The organism is Clostridioides sp. LIBA-2809 (assembly GCF_056688965.1).
In genome coordinates this window covers 1,707,069-1,725,825 of the sequence record NZ_CP197004.1, presented here as the reverse complement: position 1 = coordinate 1,725,825, position 18,757 = coordinate 1,707,069, and the positions used below count along the sequence as shown (strand labels likewise).

General features: G+C 27.6%; 18 protein-coding genes and 1 other annotated feature. Of the genes, 1 reads left to right on the top strand and 17 read right to left on the bottom strand.

Features of this window, described 5'->3' with window-relative positions; genetic code table 11:
- Positions 1-43 precede the first annotated feature (43 nt).
- Complete coding sequence (locus tag ACTG44_RS08285) at positions 44-574, top strand: MarR family winged helix-turn-helix transcriptional regulator (protein ID WP_479921583.1); 531 nt, start codon at positions 44-46, stop codon at positions 572-574.
- A gap of 154 nt (positions 575-728) precedes the next feature.
- Here the strand turns inward: ACTG44_RS08285 and ACTG44_RS08280 are convergent, their stop codons facing one another.
- From ACTG44_RS08280 to hisH, 17 genes are all read right to left on the bottom strand, one after another.
- Positions 729-2,765 carry a thioredoxin domain-containing protein gene (locus tag ACTG44_RS08280; RefSeq protein WP_479921582.1) on the bottom strand — a complete coding sequence of 679 codons (2,037 nt, stop codon included), beginning with the start codon at positions 2,763-2,765 and terminating at the stop codon, positions 729-731.
- Between the two features lie 176 nt (positions 2,766-2,941).
- A complete protein-coding gene (locus tag ACTG44_RS08275) occupies positions 2,942-3,619 on the bottom strand; it encodes a manganese catalase family protein (RefSeq protein WP_021384353.1) in 678 nt (225 codons plus the stop codon).
- Positions 3,620-3,822: 203 nt separating this feature from the next.
- Complete coding sequence (ilvB, locus tag ACTG44_RS08270) at positions 3,823-5,511, bottom strand: biosynthetic-type acetolactate synthase large subunit (RefSeq protein WP_479921581.1); 1,689 nt, start codon at positions 5,509-5,511, stop codon at positions 3,823-3,825.
- A 50-nt stretch (positions 5,512-5,561) separates the two neighbouring features.
- Positions 5,562-6,608 carry a ketol-acid reductoisomerase gene (ilvC, locus tag ACTG44_RS08265; RefSeq protein ID WP_265113935.1) on the bottom strand — a complete coding sequence of 349 codons (1,047 nt, stop codon included), beginning with the start codon at positions 6,606-6,608 and terminating at the stop codon, positions 5,562-5,564.
- Between the two features lie 233 nt (positions 6,609-6,841).
- Positions 6,842-7,081 (bottom strand): ACT domain-containing protein, encoded by a 240-nt coding sequence (locus ACTG44_RS08260; RefSeq protein WP_021384344.1) that lies wholly within the window; start codon positions 7,079-7,081, stop codon positions 6,842-6,844.
- Positions 7,082-7,191: 110 nt separating this feature from the next.
- Positions 7,192-7,448, bottom strand: a binding site (T-box leader).
- Positions 7,449-7,609: 161 nt separating this feature from the next.
- Positions 7,610-8,371, bottom strand: coding sequence for a M48 family metallopeptidase (locus ACTG44_RS08255; protein WP_479921580.1), 762 nt, complete (start codon positions 8,369-8,371; stop codon positions 7,610-7,612).
- Positions 8,371-9,198, bottom strand: coding sequence for an XdhC family protein (locus ACTG44_RS08250; RefSeq protein ID WP_479921579.1), 828 nt, complete (start codon positions 9,196-9,198; stop codon positions 8,371-8,373). The genes ACTG44_RS08255 and ACTG44_RS08250 overlap by 1 nt, the downstream gene beginning before the upstream one ends.
- A gap of 41 nt (positions 9,199-9,239) precedes the next feature.
- Positions 9,240-10,019, bottom strand: coding sequence for an anti-sigma-V factor RsiV (gene rsiV / locus ACTG44_RS08245; RefSeq protein WP_479921578.1), 780 nt, complete (start codon positions 10,017-10,019; stop codon positions 9,240-9,242).
- 13 nt (positions 10,020-10,032) lie between these two features.
- Positions 10,033-10,902, bottom strand: coding sequence for an anti-sigma-V factor RsiV (gene rsiV / locus ACTG44_RS08240; protein ID WP_021384360.1), 870 nt, complete (start codon positions 10,900-10,902; stop codon positions 10,033-10,035).
- A gap of 11 nt (positions 10,903-10,913) precedes the next feature.
- Complete coding sequence (locus ACTG44_RS08235; RefSeq protein WP_021384362.1) at positions 10,914-11,396, bottom strand: RNA polymerase sigma factor; 483 nt, start codon at positions 11,394-11,396, stop codon at positions 10,914-10,916.
- Positions 11,397-11,447: 51 nt separating this feature from the next.
- Positions 11,448-12,404, bottom strand: coding sequence for a peptidylprolyl isomerase (locus ACTG44_RS08230; RefSeq protein ID WP_021384346.1), 957 nt, complete (start codon positions 12,402-12,404; stop codon positions 11,448-11,450).
- A gap of 68 nt (positions 12,405-12,472) precedes the next feature.
- A complete protein-coding gene (locus tag ACTG44_RS08225; RefSeq protein WP_479918571.1) occupies positions 12,473-13,306 on the bottom strand; it encodes a polysaccharide deacetylase family protein in 834 nt (277 codons plus the stop codon).
- A gap of 550 nt (positions 13,307-13,856) precedes the next feature.
- A complete protein-coding gene (locus tag ACTG44_RS08220) occupies positions 13,857-15,194 on the bottom strand; it encodes an APC family permease (protein ID WP_021384376.1) in 1,338 nt (445 codons plus the stop codon).
- A gap of 801 nt (positions 15,195-15,995) precedes the next feature.
- Positions 15,996-16,664: a bifunctional phosphoribosyl-AMP cyclohydrolase/phosphoribosyl-ATP diphosphatase HisIE gene (hisIE, locus tag ACTG44_RS08215; protein ID WP_479921577.1), complete on the bottom strand. Its 669-nt coding sequence runs from the start codon at positions 16,662-16,664 to the stop codon at positions 15,996-15,998.
- A gap of 28 nt (positions 16,665-16,692) precedes the next feature.
- On the bottom strand, positions 16,693-17,451 hold the full coding sequence (gene hisF / locus ACTG44_RS08210; protein WP_479921576.1) for an imidazole glycerol phosphate synthase subunit HisF: 759 nt from the start codon (positions 17,449-17,451) through the stop codon (positions 16,693-16,695).
- Positions 17,433-18,155 carry a 1-(5-phosphoribosyl)-5-[(5-phosphoribosylamino)methylideneamino]imidazole-4-carboxamide isomerase gene (hisA, locus tag ACTG44_RS08205; protein ID WP_479921575.1) on the bottom strand — a complete coding sequence of 241 codons (723 nt, stop codon included), beginning with the start codon at positions 18,153-18,155 and terminating at the stop codon, positions 17,433-17,435. The genes hisF and hisA overlap by 19 nt, the downstream gene beginning before the upstream one ends.
- A complete protein-coding gene (gene hisH / locus ACTG44_RS08200) occupies positions 18,152-18,757 on the bottom strand; it encodes an imidazole glycerol phosphate synthase subunit HisH (protein ID WP_021384321.1) in 606 nt (201 codons plus the stop codon). Before hisH ends, hisA begins: the two co-directional genes overlap by 4 nt.

Genomic DNA, 18,757 nt, shown 5'->3' with positions numbered 1-18,757 from the left:
ATATTTCATGGATTATTCAAATGAATTAAAAGAGCTCTTTTTAATGAACCAAACATATGCGACTCTTTTTACCCTTACAAACAAAATACAAATAGAAGGAGATAAATATTTTGGCATACTTACTTCAAGACAGTATATGACTATTTTATCTATTCTCCATTTACCAGAAGAAGAAACAACATTAAATAATATTGCAAGAAAAATGGGCACAAGTAAACAGAATATAAACAGACTAGTTGCTAATCTTGAAAAAAATGGATATGTTGAAATAGTTCCAAGTCCTCATGATAAGAGAGCAATTAATGTTAAAATTACAGACTTAGGTAAAGAAGTCATGATAACATGTAGTAAAATTGGAATAAATTTTATGGCTGATGTATTTCATGAATTTACCAAAAATGAATTGGAAACCCTGTGGAATTTACTAAAAAAAATGTATCGTTTTAATGGTGAAGAACAAGATGGGTTTGAAGAAGATGCTAATTTTATGGAAGACGAAGAACTGGATAAAGTAAAATCTGAACTACTCGAAGAGTTTTCAAGAAGAAGAAATAAGATAAACAAAACTTACTAATATTATAATATTTATAAAATATATAAATTTAAAGTTAATTTTTAAGAAATAAAAATTTTAATTTCTCAATACTACTAAAAAATGATTAACATGATATTTGTTATCTATAAAAAAAACTCTGCATTAAGTATAAATACAGAGTTTTTTCTTATAGTTATTGTACTCTCAAAATCATATCACTTAGTTTTTGTAAATCATTAAATGGTTGGCTGCAGCTATTGTTTTGACACACATAATAAGTAGTCTTATCATTCTTTAATTTATAATCCTTTAAAAAATCTATCTTAGTATTTTCTTCATTGTATTTCTTCACTAGAAAAGTTGCATTTGGTATAAAATTTTTACTTATTAATTCTTTAAATTCAATCAAATCAGAGTCTTCTTTTAAAATACATATAATTTCTTTGGTAGGATAAAGTTCATACATCAATGAAAGCATATAGAAACTATGCCCAGTTGGAGAATTTTTTACATTATCTACATATATTTTTAATTGTTTATACGATATTTCTTCAAGTTTATTATCACCAGTAATTTTTGCAAGTCTTATAAGATTATATAGTTGAACAGAATTTCCTGATGGAATAGCGCCATCATACAAATCTTTTGGTCTTGCTATTAAATTTTCACTATCTTTACCATATATATAGAATCCACTTTTTTCATAATCCCAAAAAAGGTCAATACAACTTTCATTTAAATTCAATGCCTTTTCTAAATATCTCAAGTCAAATGTTGAGTCATAAAGCTCTATATATGCCCATATTAAAAAAGCATAATCATCTAAATAAGCTAAATAATCAGAACTTCCTTCTCTATATCTAGCTAACAATCTACCTGACTCATTTACAAGGTTGTCATTTATAAAATCAAGGCATTTATTTGAATACTCTAAGTACACATCATTTTTTAGAGTATTATAAGCCTTTGCCAAAGCTACTATCATTAATGCATTCCATGAAGTAAGTATCTTATCATCTTTATGCAAAGATGTTCTTTCTTTTCTATATTCAAATACCTTTTTGCTAAGATTAGCTATTTTTTCATTATATCTATCGTATTCTTTGTTTTTTATAAGATTTGGGATATTTTTACCCTCAAAATTTCCACCATTAGTTATATCAAAATAATCATTAAAAAACTTTCCATCTTCTTCACCCAGTACATCAATTATTTCAAGAGGATTAAATGTATAAAATTTTCCTTCTTCACCTTCACTATCGGCATCCTGTGCTGAATAAAAACCACCTTCTTTATCTTGCATCTCTTTAATTACATAATCTATAGTCTTTATAGCAATTTCTTTATACAATTCTTTTTTTGTTATTTTATATGCATCTAAATACGCTATTGTAAGCATAGCATTGTCATATAGCATTTTCTCAAAATGAGGTGCTAACCATTTTTTATCAGTTGAATATCTTGAAAAACCAAATCCAATATGGTCAAACAAACCTCCTCTATACATTCCGTCTAAAGTTTTTTCCACCATTTTTAATACATCTTCATCTTTTTCTATAATATAGTATTTCATTAAAAACATAAGGTTTTGAGGACTTGGAAATTTAGGTGCATTTCCAAAACCACCATACTTTTCATCATAGATAGCCTTAAATATCCTAATAGATGAATTTAACATATCTTTTGATAACTCGCCCTCCGTATTTTTTACCCCAAAATCATCTTTAAGAGCTTCTATTATTTCATCTCCAGATTTTATAAGTATATCTTTACTTGTATTCCATTTGTCAGATACACTTTCTAATAAATCTATGACACCTGGTCTATTATATCTTGAATATTTTGGGAAATATGTTCCTGCAAAAAAAGGTTTTTTATCTGGTGTCATTATTATTGTCATTGGCCATCCACCACTACCTGTCATAGCTTGGCAAACTGTCATATACACACTATCTATATCTGGTCTTTCTTCTTTATCTACTTTTATTGCTATAAAATTTTTATTCATTATTTCAGCAACTTCTTCATCCTCAAAAGATTCTTTTTCCATAACATGACACCAATGACATGTTGAATACCCTACACTTAAAAATATTGGTTTATCTTCTTCTTTTGCTTTTCTAAAGGCTTCTTCATTCCAGCTATACCAATTTATAGGATTATATGCATGTTGTAAAAGATATGGAGACTTTTCATTTATTAGATTATTAGGTTTTCTATTATTTTCCACAGTACCACCTCATTTATTATTTTATTATATGTTTTGCAATAAAAAAATAGATATACACTTATTATAAATGTATACCCATCTTAACTACATATATTTAAGTCTTTATCTACTTAATTCTTCTAGGCAAATAATTTTTTATATATTTACTAAAACAAAACAACATAAAAAATATCAAATTATTTCTTTAAAGGTTTTTCAAAAGAAGGAGGATTAATATCTATCTTAGTATCATGATTTGGCCCTGGAGTTGATAAATCAAAATACAACTTAGAATCTTCTGTAACTCCGAAATCTCTGTTTGAACCCGTATCTTTAACTTTATTTAAAGCATCTCTAAATAAAGCATTATGTGCTTCTTCTCTGTTAAGTAAAAAATCTATTGTTTCTTTTACATATTTATCATCAATCTGTCTATATAAGTGTTCATAAACCACCTTGGCTCTTTGTTCAGAAGCTATATTTGAAAGTAAGTCAGCTACTAAATCACCTGTAACTGTAACATAATCAGCAGTCCATGGAGCTCCTGATGAGTTTATTAATACTGGTGATAAGCCAGTTAATACATGAGTTTCTATTTCACCTGTATCAACTGCATTATAATCAACATCATGACCATTCAATAAATTTATAGTTTGAGCAACCATTTCCATATGACTAAGCTCTTCTGCTGCTATATCAAGAAATAAATCTTTTATTTGAGGGTCTTTTATTCTAAAACTTTGAGCTAAATATTGCATTGCTGCCTTTAATTCTCCATTTCCTCCTCCTAATTGTTCTTGCATCAAAACAGCATATTGAGGATTTGGTCTTTCTACTTTTACTTCTTTTAATAATGCTTTATCGTGTTTAAACATATGAGTACCTCCGTAAATTATTATTTAAAATTATTATTTACTTAAGTTACAATATTATTCTAAGTTCTATAATTAATATTTAATAAATACTTAATTATACATTTAGTAATTTATTTACAAAGATAAAAAAATCTATACTTAAATAAAAAACTGAATATCCATAAAGTTTCAATAAAAAACTTTATCAATATTCAGCATAGGTCTTAATTACATATTAAATTTTCTAAAGCATCATTAGGAGCTACAATAGGATAAACATCATAATCCTTGTCTATATCACATTGCAAAAACACAGGTTTATCAAAATCAATTACAGCTAAAGCTTTTTCTAATCCTTCCATATCAGATACCTTATATCCATCAATATTATAGGCATTTACAAGTTTAACATAATCTACATTTTCATTGATGTCAGTTTGAGAGTATCTTTGATTAGAAAACAATTTCTGCCATTGTCTTACCATTCCTAATGTCCTATTATTAAGCAATAAAATAAGTATAGGTACATTATAGTTTGCAACTGTAGCTAATTCATTACAATTCATTCTAAAACTTCCATCACCAGTAACTAAAACTACATTTTTATCTGCATTACCAACTTTAGTTCCAATAGCTGCACCCAAACCAAAGCCCATAGTCCCTAGTCCTGCTGATGTTATAAAGCTTTTATTACCTTTAAAATCCCAGTATTTCGCAGCCCACATTTGATGCTGACCAACATCAGTTACCACTACAGTAGGGTTCTCTAGTTTCTCATACTTCTCATTTATTTTTCTAAGTATGTTTTGTGGATGAAATTCTCCTTTTTGTACACCCTCACTCTTTCTAAAAGTCTTTATCTCTTCTTTCCAATGGCTATTGTTCTTACTATCCACCTTTTCTAATAATAGACTAAGAACCAATTTCACATCTCCAACTAAAGATACATTTGATTTTATATTTTTACTTATTTCAGATGGGTCTATATCTATGTGTATTACCTTTGCATTTTTAGCAAATTCAGAACTTTTACTTATTACTCTATCACTAAATCTTGCACCTATAGCTATAACCAAATCTGAGTTAGAAAGAGCTAGATTGCTTTCTCTACTCCCATGCATTCCAACCATGCCAAGAGATAGCTCTTTTTTTCTATCTATATTACCAAGACCCATAAGTGTATTTAATACAGGTGTATCTATTTTGGATGCAAATTTTTCAAGAATCTCTTCACTATCCGATGACTTAACACCTCCACCAGCATATATTATAGGTCTTTTAGATTCTTTTATTATATCTATTGCATCGTTTAAAAGTTTAGCATTTATTTCATCCTCTAAGTCAAAATCATTCTTATAATCCATATAATCATCTATTTGACATAAATCATAATCCTCATCACTAAAATCCATTTCTGCCAAAAATAAATCCTTTGGTACATCTACAAGTACAGGTCCCTTTCTTCCTGAATTTGCAACCTTAAAAGCTTCTTTTATTGTAGAAATCAATTCTTTAGTACTTCTAACTAAATAATTATGCTTTGTCATGGATAAAGTTGCTCCAGTTATATCAATTTCTTGAAAAGAATCTTTTCCCAATAAACTTGTTGGAACTTGCCCTGAAATTACAACCATAGGAGAAGAATCCATAAAGGCTGTTGCTATTCCAGTTATAGCATTTGTTGCCCCTGGACCAGATGTTGTAAAACAGATCCCCACTGTATTAGTACTTCTTGCATAACCATCTGCTGCATGAACTAAACCTTGTTCATGAGATGTCCTTATATGCTTGAAATCATCTTGATAATCATATAGAGCATCATAAAGAGGTATTACTGCTCCACCAGGATATCCAAATACTGTGTCGACTCCCTCTTTCTTTAAGCATTCTAAAATTACTTTTGCCCCGTTCATACGCACTACCATGCACCACTCTTTCCCTCAAACTAATCCATTTAATATATTTATTTTAAGAATGACATCATACTTCTTAGATTTCTTCCAACCTCCGCTATTTCTGTAGCATATTCTGCTTCTCTAGTTTTAAGGAAGTTTTCACGTCCCTCTTCATTTTCTTTAATCCATGCTTTCGCAAATTTTCCATTTTGTATATCTTCTAAAACTTCTTGCATACCTTGTTTTGCTGCATCAGTTATTACCCTTTTACCAGATACATAGTCTCCATATTCTGCTGTATCACTTATGCTATATCTCATTCTTTCAAATCCACCTTCATATATAAGGTCAACTATTAGTTTCATTTCATGTAGACATTCAAAATATGCCACTTCTTTTTGATACCCTGCATCTACAAGTGTTTTATATCCTAATTTTATAAGTTCACTTATTCCACCACAAAGTACTGATTGCTCTCCAAATAAATCTGTTTCTGTTTCTTCTTTAAAAGTAGTTTCTAAAACTCCTGCTCTTGTTGCTCCTATTCCTTTTGCATATGCTAAAACTGTCTCTGTAGCTTTTTTAGTGTAGTCTTGATATACTGCAAATAGTGCAGGAACTCCACTTCCTTTTGTAAATACATTTCTAACTAGGTGACCAGGTCCTTTAGGAGCTACCATTACAACATCAACAAATTCTGGTGGTTGTACTTGGTTATAATGTATATTGAATCCATGTGCAAAAGCCAATGTTTGACCTTCTTTTAAGTTATCCTTTACACTTTCTTCATAAACTTTCTTTTGTTTCTCATCAGGCATTAATAACATTGTCAAATCACTTTCTCTTGTTGCTTCTGCTACACTCTTAACTTCAAAACCATCTTCTTTTGCTTTTTGTGCTGATTTACTTCCATCATAAAGTCCTACCACTACATCTACACCATTATCTCTAAGATTCTGTGCATGTGCATGCCCTTGACTCCCATAACCTAAAACTGCAACCTTTTTATTTTTTAAAACCTCTAAATTCACATCATTTTCATAATACATCTTTGCCATTTTTATTTCCTCCCAATACTTTCTCTCGTTTTTATGATATTTATTTTTATTAGAAATTTATACTCATTATCATTGATTTTAGGCTACTTAACAGATTCCATTTCTTAATTCTCATGATTTCAAAATCATTTTTTAGAATTTTCAGTCTTTATCAATTATAGTAAATTCATAAATTCAATGATGTTTGTATTTTTATTCTAAGATTTTTCTCATTTAATATTTATCTTTAGTTTTTTACTTTAACATAAATACGTTTATCTTTAGTTTTTATTTTTATAAAATACATTTAATTAATGTCTTACTTTCTCGACAGTTATTTCTCTTATATCATGTAACTTCTTCATATGATTTAAAACACAATCTAAAGATGTTTTTTCTTCATTTACTATTAGTTTTATGCCTGAGTTATTCATATTATCTACAGTCATACTTATTGATTGTATATCAACTTCTCTCCTTCTAAGAGTCATAGCCACTCTTAAAAAAGAATCTATCCCTTGGTTTAATTTAGCATATACAGTATTTTCCATAAAAATTCCTCCTTATTTTTATTATTTTTTATTAATTTTATATGGATTGAACTTTTTATATCACTTAAAATAAAAAAACTTTCATCTTTATAAGCAATATAAATATTACTTATAAGGACGAAAGTTATATTCCGCGGTACCACCTTATTTGTAGATATAAAAATACATCTACCCCTCTTTTTTCAGGTCGGGTAATTAATTACCTTAACCTTAGCCATGTAACGTTGGCAGACGTTTGTACTTACTAAAAATATTCAGTACAAAAGCTCCAGAGTGATCATTATACTACTGTTAACACCAATTCTCAGCAACATTGGTTCTCTGTGGATAACACCATTAGTATCATTGTCTCTGTCATCGCTTTTAATTTTTTTAATTTTATATTTTCCATCTGTTTTGTTGTTAATATAGATTATATTCTCTATCTTTTATAATGTCAACGACTTTTTTTAAAATTTTCAGATTATTTATTTTTTTCACAATAATATGTTTTCTATATTCTAAATATAAGTTTTGAAACAACCGTTTTCATATTATTATTTTATATCCATTTATTTTTAGCCAATTTTCTTTTTCTTTATAATCTGGCATAATAGATTTTACCAAATCATAAAATTTTTTAGAATGATTCATATGTATTAAATGGCTAAACTCATGTATTATTATATAATCAATTACATCTACTCTTGCCATAGATATTTTTGAATTTATATAAATATTTTTTTGAGATGTGCAACTCCCCCATCTCTTTTTTTGCTCTTTTATCTTGACACTTGCTGGAATCAATCGCTTTATTATTTCACAATTTGACTTAAGAAAATCTATTCTCTCTAAAACTATTCTTTGACTTTCTGTTTTATACCAATGCTTTAAAGACGTTTTTATAAAGTCTTTACTAGTATCATTGGTATGAATAATTATTTGAGATTCATCAATATTTATTTTATAGTTACTTTTTTTGACAGAATTCTCCAATGTTTCTTTTATAACTAAAGAATACTCTTTACCTAGATAAAGAAATTTTTCACCAGCTATAAACATTCTTTGTTGGTATGACTCTTCTCTGCCTTTATATTTTTCAGATTTTTTAAGTATCCAGTCCCCTTTTTCAATTATTATATCTCTTATTATTTTTTTAGATATGCTTGGAGGACTTGTTACAATTATTTTACCAAATGAGTCTATTTTTATAGAGATATTTTTTCTATTTTTATACAGTAAAACCACTTTTATTTCATTCCCTCTAAAAGTTACATTTAAAATATCAGCTTCTTCTGTTACTGTATTCATCAGCTTCTTTTTTCCTTATTTGCTCTACAATTTATAAGCTCAGCAGCTATACATACAGCTATTTCAGCTGGTGTCTGAGCATCCAATTTTATACCTATTGGTGCATGAACTTTTTCCAATTCTTCCTTTTTAAAACCTTTTTTCATAAGCTTTTCATATGTTAGTCCAATCTTGGTTCTACTTCCAATCATACCAATATACCCAGAATTTCTTTTAAGAGCCCATTCTAAAGCACTTGAATCATATAAGTGGCCTCTTGTTAAAATAATTATATAACTATTTTCATCAATTGAAAAATCTGGTATATTTTCAAAAGAATCTAAAACTACTACTTCTGAATCTGGAAATCTTTCAGAGTTGGCAAATTCTTCTCTATCATCTATTACTACTGTTCTAAATTCTAAAAGGGATAATATTACAGCCACATCTCTTGAAATATGACCTGCTCCAAATATATACGCTTTACTTGTATTTTCTTTTAGATTCCTATTGAACCTTTCTATGTTACTATCTAAGTTACTATCAATAAAATCTATTTGTATCTCTCCATTACCACCACATATCATTCCAAGTTTTGCTACATCAGATTTATTTAGAGTAAATTTATACAGCATTGATTCTCTAGTTTTTATGACATTAATTGCATGATTTATACATGTCGCTTCTACGCTGCCTCCACCTACTGAACCAAATATTTTACCATCATTTTTTACAATCATCATGGCCCCAGTTTCACGTGGTGTTGAACCTGAGTGAGAAGTTATAGTAGCAAATGCAAAATCCTCCTTATTCTCTATTAATTGTATCGCTTGTTCATATATATTCATATAATTCTCCTTACCAGTCTATCTAAAAATCTTCTATATATCTATCTTAGGTTTTTTATTACTTTATTTGGTATTACAAATTCTACTGCTCCCATATAACCTGGCGCTACTTCATACTCATCAAAACTAATCACAAGATTTCCATTTTTATTAATATAAAAATCTTGATACTTGTTTATAGATTCAAAATCTTTTACTGGTGAATCTTTTCCTTGGTCTATAAAATAAGATTTTGTGTTATCTTTTTTAATCTGAGTTCTCATCTGCTCTTTTATATTATCACTTATAGCTCTTATATATCTACTATCTTTAAAAAATATTGGTAAATTTAATAGTATTTCTCTATTTTTATCAATAGTATAATGTTTTTTAGTTACAGTTGAAGAAGCTTCTATCTCTTCTTTTATCATTTCTATAGATAAAAAATCCTTAGAATTATTTTTAACATTATAGCTTACATTTAGGTATTTATGACCTTTATTATTTTCTTTTTTTATTTCATTTTGAAATTCACTGTAAAGTTTTTTTCCATCTTGTAAAAACTCATTATTTAATTTATTCTCTAAATCTTTATCTTTTAAACCTTCTATTTTAGGAATACTAACCTTTATTTCGTAATTACCTTGTTTAAAATTGAGATTTTTCGCATTTACAACCTTTATTGTATTATTTGGATTTTCATTAGAGGAACTTTCTGCAAATATAGGTTTTATATTTACTAATGATACCACTAAACATATTGAAACTATAGCAATTTTAAATATAGATTTTTTAAGCTCTTTACATGTATTCATGTTGACCTCCTTAATATACTTATACAAACTACTATTCAATTTACAAATCTTTTATTACTTTATATGGTATTACAAATTCTACTGCTCCCATATAACCAGGTGCTACTTCATATTGATCAAAACAAATTACGAGATCTTCATTTTTATTAAAATAAAAATCCTGATACTTGTTGATTGTTTTAAAATCTTCAACAGGCAAATCTTTTTCTTGGTCTATAAAATATGATTTTGTATTATCCTTTTTAATCTGCTCTCTCATCTGTTCTTTTATATTATTGCTAATAACCTTTATATATTTGTCATCCTTAAAAAGCATAGGCAAGGTCAAAACTATTTGTCTTTTTTTATCAACATTATAATGTATCTTACTCACATATGACGATGCTTCTATTTCATTTTTTGTCATTTCTATTGATAGAAAATCTTTAGAATTATTTTTAACACTATAACTCAAACTTAAAGACTTATATCCTTTATTCTTTGATAATTCTATCTTTTCCATTCTCTGCTGAAATTCATTATAAAGTCTTTTTCCATCTTCCATAAAACTATTATTTAATCGCTTTTCTAAATTTTTATCTTTTAAACCTTGTACCTTAGGAATATCAATCTCGGCCTCATAATTTTCACTCTTTAAGCTATAATTTTTTATAGTTATTACTTCTACTATTCCTCCAATTATAGGTATCTTAGAAAAATTGTCTGCAAATACAGGACTTATATTTACTAATACTGTAAACATACACGCAAAAGCTATTGCAACTTTAAATCTTAATCTATTTACTTTCTTATTTTTTTCATAATATATATTTTCTATTTTCTCATGATTTATTATAGTATCTAGTTTCTTTGGTATTGGAATTTTATGATACTCCTCTTTTAACTTATCTAACCTTTCTTTGCTCGTCATTCTTTTTATCCCTACTCTTCAATTTTTAATTTTAGTTTTTTTAAAGCAGTATATAGCCTAGTTTTAACAGTATTCACATTTTCATCCAATATTATTGCTACTTCTTCAATCTTTAAATCTTCAAAAAATCTCAATATTATAATAGATTTATACTCAATAGGTAATTCTTCTAAAGCTCTTTTTAAATCTAAATCAGTATATTTATCACATTCTCCAGTTTCATCTATATGGTCAATATCTGTCATGTTATTATATTTACGGTTTTTCCTAATAAAATCTATACTAGTTCTGACTAAAATTTTATAAAACCATGTCTTTATATAATTTACTTCTTTAATATTTTCCACTGAATATAGAGCCTTATACATGGCTTCTTGAACCACATCTAAGGCATCTTCTTCATTCTTTGTATAACTATATGCAATTCTATAAAAAGAGTCTTTATTATCGATAATGTATTTCTCAACCTTCGTTCTCTTTAAACTCTTAAACATTCCTGTAAAATCTCCCTCCGATTACAGGCTAGGATTGAGTTTTTAGAAAATCTATCTGTCTATTTTTGCATCTTCATTCAATTTCTTTATATGCTCAATATACTTTTCATTTAAAATAGATTCTCTTATTAAACTCTGACACTCATTAAAACTTTTTTGTCTTTCTCTTTTATCAGTAACTTTGACTATATGATATCCATAACTAGTCTCAAATACATTTGAAACTTCATTTTTCTTTAATTTGAATACTTCTTTTGTAAACTCAGCATTTTTGTCTTCTTTTGTGAAATAACCTAGCTGTCCTCCGTTTTTTCCAGTTGCTTTGTCATCTGAATATTTTTTAGCCAATTCTTCAAAACTTTCTCCATTTTTGATTTTAGTTAATATATTATCTGCCTCTTTCTTTAAAGCTTCTTTCTTATCTTTACTTACTTCCTTTTTATTTTTGTCTAAAGTTGATATAAGTATCTGAGAAGCACTTACTTCTTCTACATTAAAATCCTTTTTATGTTTTGTATAATAAGATTCCATATCAACATCACTTACATTTATCCTATCTTCAAAGGCCTTCTTATTTTTATCTATGGCTAAATCTTTAGATATTTCTTGTTTTAAGTATTCTTTATCAACACCTGCTTTGTCCATTTTTTCTTTGTAACTTGTATTCAAATTCATATTATCTTCTAGTTCTTGATATTTTGAGTCTACTTCGCTTTTAGTTGGAGTTAATCCTTTATCCTTAGCCTCTTGATATAAAAGTTCATTATCCACCATAAACGATATTATAACATTTTCTAATTTATTTCTACCTTTTTTATCCAAAGTTTTTTCTAATTCATCTAAAGATTGACCATTTATATAATTATTAGTAGCAGATAAAACTGCTCTTGTTTTTTTATACTGCTCTTTTGTGATTTCCACATCATTTACTTTTGCCAAACTTTTATTGCAACCAACCATCATTAAAGATAGTATTCCGACCATTCCTATATAAAGTTTTTTATTCAATATATCTACACCTCACTCATTTTTATTATCAATTTCTAAAAATATCAATCAATATTCTTATATTTTAATTACTCTAAATTACGTAACCAATAATTTTTTGGTATTTGATTTTGGTCTACTGCTGCAAATTCATATCCTTCATCTGATAAGAATTTTAAAATAGAATCTAAAGCTTCTGCACTCTGTTTTTTCTCATGCATTAAAACTACAAGTTGGTCTTTATCTTCACCTTTTCTATTCTTAATATGATTTTTTACATTTTGTACGATTTGAGCAGAATTAGATTTCCAGTCTTCTGTATCTAAATCCCAGTCCCAAATTTTGTATCCAGCATCAACTAAAGCTTGATAAGAAGCTTGTGGTGTATATGGTTTACTTCCATAAGGTATTCTTATTACTTTTGAATGTTTGCCAGTTATTTTGTAAAAAGTTTGGTCATTTGTATCAAATTCCTCTTTTGCTGATGTATTGGTAACATAAAGCTTATGAATATCATGTGACACACTGTGAAAACCTCCTGTGTTCCCACTTTTAATTATATTTTTAACTTGTTGTGGATATTCCTTCATATTGCCATCTATCATAAAAAAAGTTGCTTTAACATTATATTTATTTAGGGTTTTTATCATCTGGTCAGTAAATTTAGATGGACCATCATCTATAGTTATGTATGCTACTTTTCCAGAACTTTTACTTGGTCCTTTGCTAATTTCTGTTGCTGTATTAGATACTATATCTGTAATAGTAGAATTTGACAATTTTGTATTTCTACTAATTTCGTCTTCTTTCATATTTAAAGAGCTAACTCGTATACCAACTACTATAAAAGCTAGACATACTACAATAGCACTTAAAAGTACATACAATTTCTTTCTATTTATTTTTTTCTTTTTATTTCTCATCGTTCGACCTCCAATATTGCTATATTTTTACATTTATATTTTTGTAGTATTTTACACACAAAATTTACACTACATATATATAGACGTTGAACTTCGACAAAAAGTTTTACTTAATTTTTAAAATTTGTTATTTTGATGATTATTATGCTGTATAATTTATGTATAATTGCATAGAATGTTGAAAATTGAGTATTATATAGTGTTTTTTACAATTAATTCTAGTTAAAATGTCATTTATAATTTTTAAAATTTATAATTTTTTTTTTATAAATTAGAAATATCGAACACAAAATAACTACTAAAACAATGCTATCGCACATTTTTAGTGCATACAATATATATTTATGTTTACTATTTTTTGTTATTAGGTAAAAATTTCTAATCTTATTCATAAATCATTACATTAATTAGGTAATTTTTTCTGATTCATACAATATTATATTATTTATAATAGAAAAGTTTAATTTCCAAAAAATTAAAAATAAAATCCCAATCTATTAGCTAATAGATTGGGATTTTATTTTTTACATAATTATAAAATATTTATAAACTACCTAGACTCTCTTTTTGTCCCTTTAGTCATATAGGCATACACTGGTAAGCCTATAGCTGTTATTATAAGACCTCCTATAGATATCATAGTAGTTTTCATACCTGCAAAGCATAATTGATTAACTACAACAAATATACCACTTGCTATAGCTATTATAGGAACAATTGGATATAATGGTACTTTATACTCTCTTGGCATATCTGGATGAGTTTTTCTAAGTTTCATTACTCCTATAAATGTTAATACATAGAATATCCAAGTCGCAAATACTGCTAAGTCAGTTAATAAGTTAAATTGACCTGATAAAGCATATATAGATGCAATAACAGATACTAATGCTATAGCATTTGCTGGAACTTGAGCAGAATTTAATTTAGAAAAAGTATTATATTTTGGTAAAGTCTTATCTGTAGCTAGAGTATATGCAACTCTTGAACCAGTTAATAAGAATCCATTTAATGCTCCAAATACTGAAATTAATATACCTACAGATATTATTTTTCCACCCATTGAACCAAATATAACTTCAGCAACTGCTGATGCAGGAGAAGCATAGTTTGCTAATTCATTAGCTGGTAATACCCAAAGATATGCTAAGTTTATTATAAAGTAAACAGCCATAACAACTGATAATCCACCTATTATAGCTTTTGGAAGGTCTTTTCCAGGATTCTTCATTTCTCCAGCTAAAGTACCAACATTCATCCATCCATCAAATGCAAATAATATAGCAATTAAAACCTGACCTAACACACTACCTAGACTTAAGCCTTCACCAACCATAGGTGTAAGTATTGGATTATCTCCACCACCTTTAATAAATCCAACAATCATTATCAAAATAAGTGGTATTAATTTACATATTGTAGAAACAGTCTGTATAGCTCCTCCAGTTTTTGAACCCAACATATTTAATCCTGCAACTATTACTATAATTCCAATAGCTATTGGAAGTAATAGTGATGGGCTACCAATTAAAGCTGAGGCTTGTTCTCCAAATATAACACCTAAGGCTGCCATCATTCCAGGATAGAATAGTACAATTTGCATCCATCCAGTTAAAAATCCTAATTTTTCTCCATAAATTTCTTTTATATATACCATCATTCCACCAGTTTTTGGTATCGCTACTGATACCTCTGCAGCTGTAAGACCAGCTGTTATAGTTATAATTCCAGCTATTAACCATGCTAATATACCAAGACCTGGAGCTCCTCCAGTCAATGTATAAACTGCTTGCGGTTTAAAGAATACACCAGCTCCTATGACAGAACCAACAACAGTAGATAATGCTGCTGACACGCCAAGAGTCTTTTTTAGTTCATTACTTCCCATTTTTTTCCTCCTACTTTAATCTTATTTAATTTTAATTTCATAGTTATATAAGCATATATTATGCCAATATTATAGAAAAATAGTTTTTATTATTTATTAAAATAAAATAATCTCTACTCAGCTTTTGTAATATTTTACTTTTATGATAGCTTAAAGTTTAAAAAAATTATAAATCCAAATCTAATAATATTTTTTTAAGTAAATGCATTTTTTATATTGTATAATATACATTGTATATTTATAGCAACTAAAAAGGATTATAACTATTAAGTTGAAATCGTTTTAAATTTTTTGTAATAAAATTTCACTATTTTTCAAAAACATTTTATTTGTCTTTTTATAATTTCTTATTTTAAATGTCTTTTATATAATAGTATGACTTTTGCTTGTTTTATAGTCTATTTTATAATAATAAATAATTTGACAATTTATTATAACTCAACTTAAACCAGAAATCAAAACTAATATTTTATTTTTTAATAAAAAAATAAAATATTAGTTTTAAAAACGTTTTTCAAGCATTGAAATCTAACTCTATTTTTTTATAAAATCACTATTTTTATTACTATTTTTTAATTTAAAAATTATTTTCATATTATTTTACTTAAATATAATTAGATAATCTTATTTTTTATAAAATAAATAATGTATTTTAATTATTTTATTAATAAATTATGTATATAATAAATTAAATCGAGATATTTACATATTACTCCACAAATTAAAAATAGGGAATAAAAAAATATACCACTTTTTATAAAAAGCGATATATTTTCTTATTCCCTATCAATCTATCTTATTTTATTTCCTTCTGTTGAGTAACTCCTTTTTTATCTCATCAATCTTAACGTCTTTTTCTATCATCAATACCAATGTATGATATACTAAATCGCTAATTTCATAGATAAGTTCATTTTTATCAGTATTCTTTGATGCTATAATTACTTCACTACTTTCTTCACCAACTTTTTTAAGTATTTTATCTATACCTTTTTCAAAAAGATAATTAGTATAAGAACCTTCAACAGGATTATTTTTTCTTTCATTTATTAAATCATATAATTCTTTCAATATACTTTTTTCTACTTCAAATTCCATTTTATTAGTATCATCAAATAAATCTCTATAAAAACAAGAATAATTTCCTGTATGACAAGCTACACCAGTTTGCTCAACTAAAAGTAATATAGTATCTACATCACAGTCATAAGACATCTTAACAACTTTCTGAGTATTCCCAGATGTCTCTCCTTTAATCCAAAGCTCTTGTCTACTTCTGCTAAAATAACAAGCTACTTTATCTTTTAAAGTTCTCTTTATAGCATCCTTATTCATATATGCCAACATTAGCACATCTTTACTCACTACATCTTGAACAACAACAGGAATTAAACCTTTATCATCAAATTTTACACTTTTTATAAATTCTTCTATTTCCCCACTGTATATATTACTACATTTATTTTCCATCTTTTCAATCTCCTCTTAGATATTTGACTTACAATCTTACTTCTACACCCATGTTTTTTAAATATTTCTTCAAATCATTTATTTTTATCTCTCCAAAATGAAAAACAGATGCTGCTAAAATTCCATCTACATTAGATTCTTTGACAGCCTCATAAAAATCCTCCATTTTACCAGCACCACCTGATGCTATAACAGGTACATTCACTAAAGAAGTTATTTTTGACAACAACTCTATGTCATATCCATTTTTCATTCCATCTTCATCCATACTATTTACAACGATTTCCCCTGCTCCAAGTTCTACACCTTTAACAGCCCACTCAATTGCATCTAAACGAGTCTTTTCTCTACCACCTTTTACATATACACTCCATGAACCTTCTTCATTTTTCTTTGCATCTATTGATAAAACAACACATTGTGCTCCAAATTTTAAGGATGCTTCCCTTATTAATTCAGGATTCTTGACTGCTGATGAATTTATAGAAACTTTATCAGCACCTTTTCTTAAAATATCAGTAAAATCTTCTAACTTATTTACTCCTCCACCAACACAGAATGGTATATTTATATTTTCTGCAACTTTTGTTACAAATTCCAAGGATGTCTTTCTATCTTCATTTGATGCAGTTATATCATAGAATACAAGTTCATCTGCACCACAATCACTATAAAATTTCCCAAGTACTTCTGGGCTGTCAACATCTACTATATCTTTGAATTTTTTACCTTTTACAACTCTTCCATTTCTTACATCTAGACATGGTATTATTCTTCTAGTAAGCATAATTGTTGTGCCTCCTTAAAGTCTATCTTTTTATCATAAAGTGCTTTACCTATTATCGCACCATATAAGTTCATATCTTTTAATCTTCTGACATCATCTATAGAAGTTACTCCTCCTGAAGCAATAACATTTAGTGATGTTTCATTTGAGATTTTTTCATATATATCAAAATTTGGACCTTGTAACATACCATCTTTTGATATATCTGTATAAACAATAGTTTGTACACCTATTTTTTCAAGTTGTTTGCACAAGGTTAGCGAATCCACATTACTTACAACTTCCCAACCTCTGACTGCTACCTTTCCATCTTTAGCATCTATAGAAACTACAATTTTATCTTTATATTCATCGACTAATTCTTCGACCAAATTTAAATTTTCAATAGCTATACTGCCTAGTATCACTCTAGTAACACCAGCTTTTATTAAACTTTGGACTTTTTCCTTATCTCTAACTCCACCACCAACTTGAATTGGTATATCTATATTGTTAGCTATATTCTCAATTGTTTTCGTATTTACACCAAATTCACTTCTAGCTCCGTTTAAATCTACTATATGTATATATTCTGCTCCTTCATCTTTCCATTTGTGAGCTACCTCTAATGGATTATCATAATATACATTTACTTTATCAAAATCTCCTTGAGTAAGTCTCACACATTTGTTATCCTTTACATCTATTGCTGGAAATATTATCATTTTATCATCTCCCCATATGCTTTTAATATATTTAAACCTACTTCTCCACTTTTTTCTGGATGAAATTGTATACCATATACATTACCCTTTCTAACTATAGCAGGAATTTTCTTTTCATACTCTGAAAATGCAACAAGCTCCTCATTTGATGAATTTGCATAATATGAGTGAACAAAGTATACATAGTCATCTTCCTTAATATATTTAAGTATATCATCGTCTTTCTTATTAAATTTTAGATTATTCCATCCCATATGTGGCACTTTTAAACTTATGTCTAATTTATCAATACTGCCTTTTATAAGTCCTAATCCTTCGTATTCTCCATACTCATAACTTTTTTCATAAAGTAATTGCATCCCTAAACATATACCTATCAGAAATTTTCCTTTTGAAGCATGTTCTCTTAATATTGGTATCAATCCTAGTTCGTCTAAAGCATTTATAGAATCTCTAAAGGCCCCAACGCCTGGAAGTATAAGTGAATTTGCCTGCTTGATTTCATTTACATCACTAGAAATTTTAGTTTCTATTCCAGCTTTTTTAAAACCTCTAGATACAGAATCTATATTTCCAAGACCATAATCTACTATTATATTCAT

What these genes read in the sequence shown, in the direction of transcription:
- ACTG44_RS08285 (WP_479921583.1), top strand. Translation starts at nt 44, where the DNA reads ATGAACCAAACATATGCGACTCTTTTTACCCTTACAAACAAAATACAA.
- ACTG44_RS08275 (WP_021384353.1), bottom strand. Translation starts at nt 3,619, where the DNA reads ATGTTTAAACACGATAAAGCATTATTAAAAGAAGTAAAAGTAGAAAGA.
- ilvB (WP_479921581.1), bottom strand. Translation starts at nt 5,511, where the DNA reads ATGAACGGGGCAAAAGTAATTTTAGAATGCTTAAAGAAAGAGGGAGTC.
- ACTG44_RS08260 (WP_021384344.1), bottom strand. Translation starts at nt 7,081, where the DNA reads ATGGAAAATACTGTATATGCTAAATTAAACCAAGGGATAGATTCTTTT.
- ACTG44_RS08255 (WP_479921580.1), bottom strand. Translation starts at nt 8,371, where the DNA reads ATGAATACAGTAACAGAAGAAGCTGATATTTTAAATGTAACTTTTAGA.
- ACTG44_RS08250 (WP_479921579.1), bottom strand. Translation starts at nt 9,198, where the DNA reads ATGAATATATATGAACAAGCGATACAATTAATAGAGAATAAGGAGGAT.
- rsiV (WP_021384360.1), bottom strand. Translation starts at nt 10,902, where the DNA reads ATGACGAGCAAAGAAAGGTTAGATAAGTTAAAAGAGGAGTATCATAAA.
- ACTG44_RS08235 (WP_021384362.1), bottom strand. Translation starts at nt 11,396, where the DNA reads ATGTTTAAGAGTTTAAAGAGAACGAAGGTTGAGAAATACATTATCGAT.
- ACTG44_RS08225 (WP_479918571.1), bottom strand. Translation starts at nt 13,306, where the DNA reads ATGAGAAATAAAAAGAAAAAAATAAATAGAAAGAAATTGTATGTACTT.
- ACTG44_RS08220 (WP_021384376.1), bottom strand. Translation starts at nt 15,194, where the DNA reads ATGGGAAGTAATGAACTAAAAAAGACTCTTGGCGTGTCAGCAGCATTA.
- hisIE (WP_479921577.1), bottom strand. Translation starts at nt 16,664, where the DNA reads ATGGAAAATAAATGTAGTAATATATACAGTGGGGAAATAGAAGAATTT.
- hisF (WP_479921576.1), bottom strand. Translation starts at nt 17,451, where the DNA reads ATGCTTACTAGAAGAATAATACCATGTCTAGATGTAAGAAATGGAAGA.
- hisA (WP_479921575.1), bottom strand. Translation starts at nt 18,155, where the DNA reads ATGATAATATTTCCAGCAATAGATGTAAAGGATAACAAATGTGTGAGA.
- hisH (WP_021384321.1), bottom strand. Translation starts at nt 18,757, where the DNA reads ATGAATATAATAGTAGATTATGGTCTTGGAAATATAGATTCTGTATCT.